Source organism: Methylomonas sp. BG-2, assembly GCF_057766305.1.
In genome coordinates this window covers 1-10985 of the sequence record NZ_JBYMAP010000145.1, presented here as the reverse complement: position 1 = coordinate 10985, position 10985 = coordinate 1, and the positions used below count along the sequence as shown (strand labels likewise).

10 protein-coding genes are annotated in these 10985 nt (G+C 60.0%); 3 read left to right on the top strand and 7 right to left on the bottom strand.

Annotated features, from left to right (window positions below):
* Positions 1-66 precede the first annotated feature (66 nt).
* The 7 genes from AC3B8H_RS14140 to AC3B8H_RS14110 all read right to left on the bottom strand — a co-directional run bounded on the left by AC3B8H_RS14140 (position 67) and on the right by AC3B8H_RS14110 (position 5960).
* Positions 67-510: a hypothetical protein gene (locus tag AC3B8H_RS14140; protein WP_488442187.1), complete on the bottom strand. Its 444-nt coding sequence runs from the start codon at positions 508-510 to the stop codon at positions 67-69.
* A 63-nt stretch (positions 511-573) separates the two neighbouring features.
* A complete protein-coding gene (locus tag AC3B8H_RS14135) occupies positions 574-1995 on the bottom strand; it encodes a phosphomannomutase (protein WP_488442186.1) in 1422 nt (473 codons plus the stop codon).
* A 115-nt stretch (positions 1996-2110) separates the two neighbouring features.
* The gene (locus AC3B8H_RS14130; RefSeq protein WP_488442185.1) at positions 2111-2797 is read right to left on the bottom strand and encodes a helix-turn-helix transcriptional regulator; all 687 of its coding nucleotides are present in this window, start codon (positions 2795-2797) and stop codon (positions 2111-2113) included.
* Positions 2798-2815: 18 nt separating this feature from the next.
* Positions 2816-3190, bottom strand: a complete 375-nt coding sequence (locus tag AC3B8H_RS14125; protein WP_488442184.1) for a VOC family protein — start codon at positions 3188-3190, stop codon at positions 2816-2818.
* An 81-nt stretch (positions 3191-3271) separates the two neighbouring features.
* Entirely contained in the window at positions 3272-4747 is a 1476-nt protein-coding gene (locus AC3B8H_RS14120; protein ID WP_488442183.1) for a helicase HerA-like domain-containing protein, read from the bottom strand.
* 54 nt (positions 4748-4801) lie between these two features.
* Positions 4802-5461 (bottom strand): peroxiredoxin family protein, encoded by a 660-nt coding sequence (locus AC3B8H_RS14115; protein WP_488442189.1) that lies wholly within the window; start codon positions 5459-5461, stop codon positions 4802-4804.
* A gap of 16 nt (positions 5462-5477) precedes the next feature.
* Positions 5478-5960 carry a YajQ family cyclic di-GMP-binding protein gene (locus tag AC3B8H_RS14110; RefSeq protein WP_488442188.1) on the bottom strand — a complete coding sequence of 161 codons (483 nt, stop codon included), beginning with the start codon at positions 5958-5960 and terminating at the stop codon, positions 5478-5480.
* A gap of 171 nt (positions 5961-6131) precedes the next feature.
* Here AC3B8H_RS14110 and AC3B8H_RS14105 point away from each other — a divergent pair, with 171 nt between their 5' ends.
* The 3 genes from AC3B8H_RS14105 (at position 6132) to AC3B8H_RS14095 (ending at position 10682) form a co-directional block, all read left to right on the top strand.
* Positions 6132-6659 carry a hypothetical protein gene (locus tag AC3B8H_RS14105; RefSeq protein ID WP_488442182.1) on the top strand — a complete coding sequence of 176 codons (528 nt, stop codon included), beginning with the start codon at positions 6132-6134 and terminating at the stop codon, positions 6657-6659.
* A 350-nt stretch (positions 6660-7009) separates the two neighbouring features.
* The gene (locus AC3B8H_RS14100) at positions 7010-8659 is read left to right on the top strand and encodes a methyl-accepting chemotaxis protein (protein ID WP_488442181.1); all 1650 of its coding nucleotides are present in this window, start codon (positions 7010-7012) and stop codon (positions 8657-8659) included.
* Positions 8660-8714: 55 nt separating this feature from the next.
* The gene (locus AC3B8H_RS14095; protein ID WP_488442180.1) at positions 8715-10682 is read left to right on the top strand and encodes a methyl-accepting chemotaxis protein; all 1968 of its coding nucleotides are present in this window, start codon (positions 8715-8717) and stop codon (positions 10680-10682) included.
* The last annotated feature ends 303 nt before the right edge of the window (positions 10683-10985 follow it).

Genomic DNA, 10985 nt, shown 5'->3' with positions numbered 1-10985 from the left:
CGAATGGACACAAAAAAGCCCCGGTGGCTAACCACCGAGGCTCCGCGTAGCCTATGTGCTAAACGGTTATTGCAACAAATCCAAGGCTTTCTCGGCTGCTTTTTGCTTGGCCTTGGCTTTGCCGGCCTTGACCGCTTGTTCGGCGGTCGGCGCGTGCTCTACCTGGCTTTTCAATTGTTTAACAGCTTGTTTTTTCTCTTCCAAGACTTGCGCGCCTTGCCTCAATTCTTCCGGCGTGGCTTGCTCGACTTTTTGTTTGACCGCTTGTTTGGCAGCCTCTTCGACTTGCTGTTTCGCGGCGGCCGGGGCGTTTTCGGCACCGGCTCTGACCGCTTTCGCGCTATCGACCGCCGCGCCGGCCGCCTCGACGCCCTTGACGGCATCCGGCGCAACGGCGTTTGCGCTGTTCTGAACCGCCTGTTTGCCAACTGCTTCCAACAAACCGGTGTCGGCGACTGCGACCGCTGAAGCCAATGCGAGGGAACTCAATACAACGATGCTGGTTTTCATACATTTATCCTGGTCGTTAATTATTAGGAGACTGCAGCTTAGTCGGCCCAACTTAACCAAAGATTAACGTCCGGCAATGCGGCCCAAGGTATCCTTCACCAATTGGTCCGCCCGTTCCTCCGTGTTGGATTCGGCATAGCAGCGTAATTCCGGGGCGTTGCCGGACGGCCGCAGGTGGACGATGTCGCCGCTGGCAAAGGTCAGCCTCAATCCGTCGGTGCTGTCGCTATCGACCGGCGCCCCCAAGCTGTCGCCCCAAAGGCCGCGATAGGCGGTGGCGTCGGCCTGTAAGCGATCCAGCAAGGCGCGACTGTTGGCGGTCGGAAATTCCTGAATCCGGTCGCTGGCGGTAAAGCGTTGCGGCAAGCCCTGCAGCAAGCCGGACAGTTTGACGCCCTGGCCGCGCGCCATCGCCAGTAAGGCCAATGCGGGCAACAGCGAGTCGCGGGTCGGCAGGGCCGCCAGCGCGTGGCCGGCGACGCTCAAGCCGTTGCCGGCCAGAAAGCCGCCGTTCGCCTCGAACCCCGCCACGCCACCCACCGCGACTTGTTCCATGCCGGCGATCACGTAAGGTGAGCCGATCCGGGTTCTAAGCACCTGCTTGAACCAGCCGGACGCTTCGATCGCGGTATTGCAACTGACCGGCGTGACGACGGTATCGGCGCCCAAGAACCTCGCGCACAGCAAGCCGACGATGTCGCCGCGCAACCACTCGCCGTGCTCGTCGCCGATCAACGGCCGGTCGCCGTCGCCGTCGGTGGAAATCAATGCGTCGAGTTGGTATTGCGCCGCCCAGTCGCGGCCGCGCCGCCGATCCGCCTCGCCGACCGCTTCGGTATCGATCGGCACGAAGGTATCGGTACGCTCCAGGCCAATCACCTCGGCGCCCAATTCGGCCAAGACTTCCTTCAACACGTCGCGGGCCGCGCTGGAATGTTCGTAAACTCCTACCCGCCAGCCGGCCAGCAAATCCTTACCGAACAAACCGGTGTAACGCCGGCGGTATTGGTCCAATGCCGCCGGATTGACGGCCGGCAGCTCGGCGTCCAGCGGATCGACTTCCACCGTCGCGCCGGTCATCGCCGCCTCGTCGGCCTTGCTGATTTCGCCGTCGGCCCGGTAAAACTTGATGCCGTTGCGGTCGAACGGAATGTGGCTGCCGGTGACCATGATCGCCGGAATGCCTTCGGCCAACGCGTACAGAGCCAGTGCCGGGGTCGGCAACACTCCGCAAAAATCCACCTGGCAACCGGCCTGACGGATGCCGGCCACGCAGGCTCGGGCGATTTCCGGGCTGGAGGGTCGTAAATCCATGCCCAGCGCGATTTTTTGGCCGGGCCGCGCCAGATTTAAACCTTGGATAAACGCCAGCGTATAAGCCGCGCAGACTTCGCCGCTCATCTGGCTGACCAAGCCGCGCACGCCGCTGGTGCCGAAGGCCACGCCGCTGTCGGCCATCATGTCTTGGATGTTGATGGTTGTCATGTATTTGAAAATGAAAGCTATGGATGAAAATTGCGGTCAACGCCGCCGATCGGTTCCACATAATAGAGAAAAGCTCGGGAACGGCAAGCCGAATCTTCGAACAGGCGGGCCGGCGTCACTGCGGCTGGCAATGCATTCGCCGGATGAAGTCCTGCAAGGTTTGGCCGGGGTCTTCGGTGAAGGGTTCGTCCAGCACCCGCGCGTGCTCGACGCGGTCCAAACGGAAGTTGCGGAAGTCGCCGCGCAGTTCGCACCAGCCGACCAGGGTCCAGGTGTTGCCCCAAAAATACAAGCCCAGCGGCCGAATCCGGCGTTGGCTGAAATCGCCGTCACCGCGCCGGTAGTCCAGATGCAATATATATTTGCCGTCCAGCGCTTTACGGCAAATATCCAAGGTCACATCCAAGTCGTCGCGCCGTGAGAAGCGTAGCGCGAACAGTTTGGAGCGGTCCAGGCGGTCGCGCAATTCGGCGGGCACGACCGCCGCGACCTTGTCCAGCACCGACTGCGCGGAGCGGCCCAGTTCGGTGCCGCCCCAAGTCTTGACCATCCGGGCGCCGACCACCAGCGCCTCCAGTTCGGCGGCGCTGAACATGATCGGCGGAATATCCAGGCCGTGCCGCAAGGCGTAGCCGACGCCGGCTTCGCCTTCGATCGGGATGCCTGACAGGCTGAGCACCTGGATGTCGCGGTAAATCGTGCGTTCCGAGACTTCCAGCCGCTCGGCCAGCGCCTTGGCGGTCACCAAGCGCCGGTTGCGCAGAATCTGGACGATCTGAAATAGGCGGTCCGCTCTGCGCATCGTCGCGGTCGATGGTCGTTAGGCCGGCGAATACAAGCCGACCCGGTTGCCTTCGCTGTCGATGAACAGCGCGAAGTAACCGCAGTCGCCGTCGTGTATCGGCGTTTTCGGCACCAGCACTTGGCCGCCGCTGGCTTCGACTTTCGCCAGTGGCTGGTTCAAATCGGCGCCGCCGTTGAAATATATGACCGCGCCGGTCGCGGATGGTTGATAGCACTCGCCCTGTACCAACATGCCGCTGACCGCGCCTTCCTCGGCTTCGAAAATCGCCAAGCTCATGCTGTTCATCTCTTCCAGCTTGAACGTCGAATTCAACACGTTGCGGTAAAAATCCTGGGCGCGGCCAAGATCGGCGGCGGGCAGTTCGAACCAAGTCGCTAAATGGTTGTTCATGATCTACTCCTCGTTGCGGTTAAAAGAGCGGCCATGCTAAACCAGCGCTACTGACAGCGTGGTGTCAGCAGTGTTTTTGCACTAGCGCCGACCGCCCAGCAGCGAGCCCAGTACGCCGCGTATGATTTGGCGGCCGAGTTCCTGGCCGATGCTGCGCGCGGCACTTTTCGCGGCGGCTTCCAGGACGCTTTGGCCGCCGCGCCTCCGGCGTCCGGATTGGCCTCCGCCAGGCAACACTTCGCCCCAATCGAATCCGCCGCCGGCCGTCGAGGCTTTTGCCTTTCCCGCCCGTTGTTTCAGGATTTCGTAGGCCGATTCGCGATCGATCTGGTTTTCGTAATGGCCGGCAATGATCGATGCGGCCAGCGTCTCGCGCCGCTCGGCTTCGCTGACCGGGCCGATCCGCGAGCGCGGCGGCTTGATCAAGGCCCGTTCGACCGGCGTCGGCGTGGCGTTTTCGTCCAGCAAGGATACCAAGGCTTCGCCGACACCCAGCTCGCCGATCGCGGCCGCCACGTCCAGTTCGGGATTGGCGCGGAAGGTTTCGGCGGCGGCCTTGACGGCTTTTTGATCGCGGGGGGTAAAGGCGCGCAACGCGTGCTGAATGCGATTGCCGAGCTGGCCGAGAACCACATCCGGAATATCCAGCGGATTTTGGCTGACAAAATACACGCCGACGCCCTTGGAACGAATCAAGCGCACGACCTGTTCGATTTTCCGCAACAAGGCCGCCGGAGCGTCGTCGAACAACAGATGCGCCTCGTCGAAGAAAAATACCAATTTGGGCCGGTCCAGGTCGCCGGCTTCCGGCAGGTTTTCGAACAATTCCGACAACAGCCACAGCAACAGCGTCGCGTAAACGCGCGGCGATTGATGCAAGGTTTCGGCGGCCAGGATGTTGATCACCCCGCGCGAGCCGTCGGTTTGCAGCAGATCGTTGAAATCCAGGGCCGGCTCGCCGAACAAGTGTTCGCCGCCCTCGTGTTCCAGTTGCAGCAAGCCGCGTTGAATCGCGCCGACGCTGGCCGCCGAGAGTTTGCCGTAGTCGTCGGCCAGTTCGGCGGCGTGCTCGGCAACGTATTGCAGCATCGCCTTCAGGTCTTTCAGATCCAGCAACAGCCAGCCAAGGTCGTCGGCGATCTTGAACGCGGCGGTCAAGACGCCGCTCTGTACCTCGTTCAGATTCAACAGTCGCGCCAGCAGTAGCGGTCCCATATCCGAAATCGTGGCGCGCAGCGGATGGCCCTTCGCGCCGAATACGTCCCAGAACAGCACCGGCGCCGCGGCCGGCTGTTGATCCAGGATAGCCAAGTCCGCCAAGCGGGCGTCCAGCTTGGGATTGCCGCCGCCTGCCCGGCTCAGGCCGGCCAGATCGCCCTTGACGTCGGCCACGAACACCGGCACGCCGATCTCGGAAAAGGCCTCGGCCAGCGTTTGCAGCGTGATGGTCTTGCCGGTGCCGGTAGCGCCGGCAATCAGACCGTGGCGATTGGCCATCGCCGGCAGCAGGTTCAAATCGGCGGCGCCGGCTTTGGCGATGAGCAAGGGTGAGGTCATGGCGAGTCCTGGGTAACAAAAGACCGGATCGGCGCGGAACCGATCAGGGAAGGTTTACAGCAATGCGGTTAAGTCCGCTTCCAGCGTCTCGTAGGCGCCGAAGCGGCTGGCGACCAGCCGGCCGTCGCGGTCGATCAGCAAGTAGGACGGTGTGCCTTGTAATTGGTAGCGCTCGAAGCTTTCCGGGCGGAAGGCTTGTCGGGAAAAATGATCGTGCAAGCGGGCGCGCAGGGCTTGTTGCTCGGCAGGCGATCGCGCCTGAAAATCGTCAACCCGCCGTTCGATAAAGTGCTCGACTTCGGCGGCTATTCCGTCCGCCGCGCGCGGCGTCAACCGGTCCATCGCTACCGGAAAACTCAAGCGATACGGCCAGGTGCCGCGCTCCAGCAAGCCGTATTGGCTCAGCAGTTTTTCGGTTTCGCCGATAACCCGGCCTTCCTCCAACAACAAGCGCAGGTTGGCGACGGTATTTTTATCGAAATCCTCGAATGCGGTGGCCAGACCCAATACCGTTAAGCCTTGTTCCCGGTACCGCCGATACAGGCCTTCGACGCGCGGCAGACAGTACAAAAAACAGCCGGGGCAATTGACTTGAAACACCGCGACCAGCACGACGCGGCCGGCCAGATCGCTGAGTGTGGTGGGATCGCCTTGCAGCCAGGCATCGACCGCCAGCGGCGGCGCGGTTTGCCCGATGCGGGCTTCGCTGATCACGGTTTCCAAACCGGCTTCAATCGCGAAAATTGTTGAATTGCAGCGGCTGTTCCAAGTCCTCGGCGCGCAGCATCTGAATCACTTCCTGCAAGTCGTCGCGCTTCTTGCCGGTAACCCGCACCTTGTCGCCGTTAATCGCCGCCTGCACTTTCATTTTCTTGTCCTTGATCAATTTGACGATTTTTTTCGCCACGTCGCTGCCGATACCTTGCTTCAACGTGATGGTTTGAGAGGCGGTCTTGCCGGTGTCGGTGATTTTGCCGCTTTCCAGCGCGGAAATATCGATGCCGCGCTTACCCATCTTGGCGTATAAAATCGGCAACATTTGCTGCAATTGAAACGTCGATTCGGCCTTCATCTGAATGCCGTCGTCGGTTTGTTCGAAATTGGCGTTGGAGCCCTTGAAATCGAAGCGGGTCGAGACTTCCTTATTGGCTTGGTCCACCGCATTGGTCACTTCGTGGCTGTCGAGTTCTGAAACGATGTCGAAAGATGGCATGGCTTTGATTTGCAAGTATAAAAGTCGCGCCACTATAACGGCGTCGCCAGCAAGTTTCAACCGCGGCGGCTTGAGCGGCGGACTTGTCCGGGCGCGGCGAAGCGGTTATCGTGTGGCCAAGCCGGCCGTTCGGCGAACGGAACCGGCGCATCGCAACGGGGGAATACCATTATGAAAGCTGTCGTTTACCTAGTCGGCCCAATCCTGGCCGCCATCCTGCTGGCCGGCTGCGGCCAGGAATCCGCCCAAACCGTCGCGGCAAGCGCGCCGATCAAAACCTTTCCGCAAGCCATGACGCTGCGCGGCACGGTCAGCGACAATGTTGGGCCGGTCAAGGCCGGCACCGTCACGCTTTCGACCGAAGCCGGCAAGGCCTTGGCCAGCGTTGAATTGCAAGACAGCCAGCGTTACGAAATCCAAGCGCCGGCCGGTACCCGGTTACCGGTGCTGCTGACCTACGCGCCGCCCGCCGGCAAATCCGGCGGCACGATGACCAGCGTGGCGATTTATCCGGAAGTCAGCAAATACGACATTAATCCAACCACGACCGCGATCGCCAAGACTGCCAAGGCGATGGGCGGCTACACCCACAACAATCTGGTACGCGCCGCCGAAAATACCGCCCACGTCCCGGACGCCAACAAAACCACGGCCGGTTTTCGCGGCGATCCCACCACCCAGTACGGCGGCTGGCACTAGCCGGACCCGGTTTCCTTTCGACCGGCCAAAATCCGGTCGATATCCGCCCCCTGTTTACGCCTTATCCCTCTAATTTCGAACGCTGCGATACCTGAGCGGGAAGCTGGGAATTCAGCGCCCGTTTTTGTAAAACGCTCTACACTAAAACCTCGATCGACTAAGCTGAAACACTAGCGCCGCGCCGGGTAGCTGCTCTGCCGACCCTTGCCAATTGTTTTAGCTGGGTTACACGCTGGCGCAATTGCCAATAACGCGGCGGATTGTCTGCCTGATTGTAACAAAACTGTCATAAACGCCGTTTAATATCTCGGGGCTCCGGCACTCGGTAACTTTACAAGGAGTATAGGCTCATGGCTAATCTAACGATTAAAGCACGACTGTACGTCATCCTGGCCGCGGCAGTCAGCGGATTTATGCTTCTGGGGCTGGGTAGCCTGTATCAGATCGAGCGCATACACGGCAAGGTCAACGAAGACTACGCCGGTTTCGAAAGCGGCATGCATACGCTGGTACTGATTCAGGGCGCCAATATCGCGTTCAAAACCCAGGTGCAGGAATGGAAAAACATCTTGCTGCGCGGCAACGATACGGCCAATTTCGAAAAGTATTCCCAGGGTTTTTCCGCGTCGGAAAGTTTGGTCGGCGCCAAACTGACCGAGGCATTGGCGGCGTTGCGCGCGGCCGGGTCGCCGTTTACGAGTGATGTCGAAAATTTGTTGAACGAGCATCGGGAGATGGGCAAGAAATACCGCTCGGCCTTGGCGCAATTCGATCAGGCCGACCCGGAAGCCGGCAAGAAGACCGATGCGCTGGTCAAGGGCTTGGACCGAAGCACCACCGACAGTATCAACCAGCTGGTGCAGGCGTTCGAAACCGGCCAGCACGATCGCCTGAGCCGACAAATTCAATCCTCGAAAGACGAGTTTCAACAAGTCCGTAATACCCAATTGGCGATCTTCGCGGCACTGCTGCTGATTTGTGGCAGCCTGGTCTTGTTCACCGCGCTGCATATCGCGCGGCAGGTCGCCGACTTTCGGCAAGTCATTTCCGGCATTAGCGCCAATCGCGATCTGACCTTGCGGATGCCGGCCGCCGGCGACGACGAAATATCGGCGATCGGCAAAAGCTTTAACGATTTGTTGGAGGTTTGGCAGCATGCGATCGGCCAAATGAAGCGTAGCGCCGATTCAGTCGCCAGCTACGCGCGCGACATGACGGCGTCGGTGTCCGAATTGTCGTACAGCGTCGGCGAGCAGAAAGCGGCGACCACGGAAATGGCCGCCGCCATCGAAGAAATGACCGCCAGCATCGCCCATATTTCCGATTCGTCGCAAAACGCCAACACCATTTCCAACTCCTCGTCCCGCCAGTCCGCCGACGGCAGCGCGGTGATCGAAAAAACCGTATCGGCGATGCAAAGCACCTCGGATGGCGTGATGCAGACCGCCAAGGTGGTGGAGCGGGTCGGTCAGCAATCCCAGGAAATCTCCGGCATCGTCCAAACCATCAAGGACGTGGCCGATCAGACCAATCTGCTGGCGCTCAATGCCGCGATCGAAGCGGCTCGCGCCGGCGAGCAAGGCCGGGGCTTCGCGGTGGTCGCCGACGAGGTTCGCACGCTGGCCGAAAAAACCACTCGGATGACCGAAAACATTACTCAGTTGGTCGATCGTATCCAGGCCAGCGCCCAGGATGCCGTTGTCAATATCGGTCAGGTGGTGCAGGGCGTCGATCAAAACGTCGCGCTGGCCCATCAAGCCGGCGGCGCCATCGGCGGTATCCGTGAAGGCAGCATCCGCGTCGTGGACGCCACCAACACCATTGCTACCGCGCTGGCCGAACAGTCGGTGGTCAGCGAGAGCATCGCCAGCAAAGTCGCCGCCATCGAACTGATGAGTAACAAAAACAACGCTTCGCTGGCGCGCTTGAAGGACGCCGCCGTCCGCATGGACTCGTTGGCCGGCGACATACGCGAGATGGCATCGCGCTTCAAAGCCTAACGATCCGCCGCCTTATAACCTGAATGATTCCCGTCGGGATTCGAAACCTGAAATCATGAAAATCAGCCGCATCTCCAAAATTGTCAGTCTTTTGTTGGTTCTCACCCTGACCGGCTTCACGGTTGCGGTTGTCCGCTCCTTGCAACATCTTAACCACGCTTTCAAGGCCGTCGAATTCGTCGGTCAACAGCAGAACCGGTTTTACACTCGGATCAGCCAGCCGGTTTCCAATTACCTGTCCAGCGGCGATGCCACTTTGTTAACCGAGATCGATGCCAACGTCGGTCGGGCCATCGGCGACATCGAAGCGAATCGCGAGGTGGACGACAGGCTGAAAGTGCCTTTCCTGAACCTGTTGCGGACCGTGCAACAATCCATTGTCGTCGAGCTGACCTCGGCCGGGAAATTGGCCGATCCGCAAATCCTGCTAATCAACAACGAACAGCAATTGTCCAGGCATTTGCAAAGCTTGATTGAATACGCGTCGCGCGCGCCGGTCGACGCCAAGACTAAACAACCTTACTGGGAGTTGATAGGCCAGACCCAAGCGGCGGTGTTGAATTTGTCTCGCGCGAGACAAAGCTATTTCGCGGCGCGCGAGGCGGTCTCGGTCGAGAATATTCAGCGTTACCATGGCCAACTACTGGCGTTGGCCGATCGCTTTAAACAATTGCCGTTGCTGGGCGTGATGCGCGACGATGCCGCGGCGGAGCCGGATTTCGGTTTGGCGCTGACCGAGCGAGCGACCGCGGCGCGGGACATGGCGGAGGAACCCATCAGCGAGATAGGCGCGCTGATTCGGCGTTACGACATCGATCTGGGTAGCGCCGAACAATTCGCGCACCGGAAAACAGCCGGGCGGACCCAGGCCGCCGCGCAACTACAAACGCTGCAGCAGCGCTTCGCCGATCTACAAACCGAGATCGCCGGGGAATATCAGTATTACGAACATGTTCTGTATGCGATCGTCGCGATCTGCACCGCGATATTGATCGCTATCTGTATGTTGATGATTTATATCAAACGCCATCTGGCCAATGTCATCGCCCACATCAGCAATCACGTCGATTTGTTGGCGCGCGGGGATTTGCGCGGTTCGGTGTCGTTGCGCAGCCGAATCGCCGAAATCAATTTGGTCAAGGACTCCCTGCTCAAGCTTCACGATTACTTCGAGTCGCTGATACGCAGCGTCAATCAGGAATCCTCGGCCTTGAATCAATACGGGCACGACATACTGCTGGTCGCGGCAAGCCTGGAATCGATCACCGCCGACCAACGCCGGGCCACCGAAGCCGGCGCGCGACAAATGACCGAATTGCATAGCTCGTTCGTGAATGTCGCCAACCATGCCGCCGACAGCCAAACCGCAACCAGTTCGGCACAAGCGTTGATCGACCAAGGCGTGGACTACATGCGACATACTCAAGGCCAAGTCGCCGCACTCGCCGAAATCACCGACCAGACCGCCGCGTCATTGGAATATCTGCGCCGCGACGCGGCCGGTATCGAAACCGTGCTCGGCGTGATTCAGGGCTTCAACGACCAGATCAATTTGCTGGCATTGAATGCCGCGATCGAAGCCGCCAGGGCCGGGCAATACGGGCGTGGCTTTGCGGTAGTTGCCGACGAGGTGCGCAAACTGGCGTCGAATACCGCCGATTCCGCCGAGCAGATTCGCGCCTTGATCGAGAGGCTCAATCGGGCCACCGACACCACGGTCAAACTGATGAATCAGCAACAAGCGGCCGCGAAAACCACGGCCGAGGCGGTCGATCACGTTCATCGGGTATTCGTCGGTATCAAGTCGTCGATAGGCGAGGTGTTGAGCCAAAGCCGGGTGATCGCGGCGACCTCGTTGCAACAATCGCAAGCCGCCGAACGAATCGCCAACAATTTCTCGCAGACCGCCGAACTGGCCAGGCAAACCACGCATGAAGCCCAAACCAACAAACTCAGCGCGTCGGCGATTTCCGACGTCAATCAAAACCTGCAAAACCTGATCGCTCAATTCAAGGTGGCCTGAAGCTATTCCATGCAATCCGCGCGAATCGGCAACGGTGCGATTTTGAAAACACCGCTGCTGAAAGCGGCGAGCAACTGATCGGCCTTGCTTAAGCCGCGATTTTCGATGTATCGAGCAATGCCGGGGGCGGCGCCGCGAAAAATCGCACAAGGCGATCCGTCGCGACGCCGAACAAAGCCAACCCGGCGTTAAACGATATTGAAATCCGCCGCGGTCAAGGCCGGAATGCCGGTCAGCGACACAAACTCGACCCGGGCGCCGACGCCGTTGCCGTCCGCGTCGTAGTACAGACTGCCGTCGTTG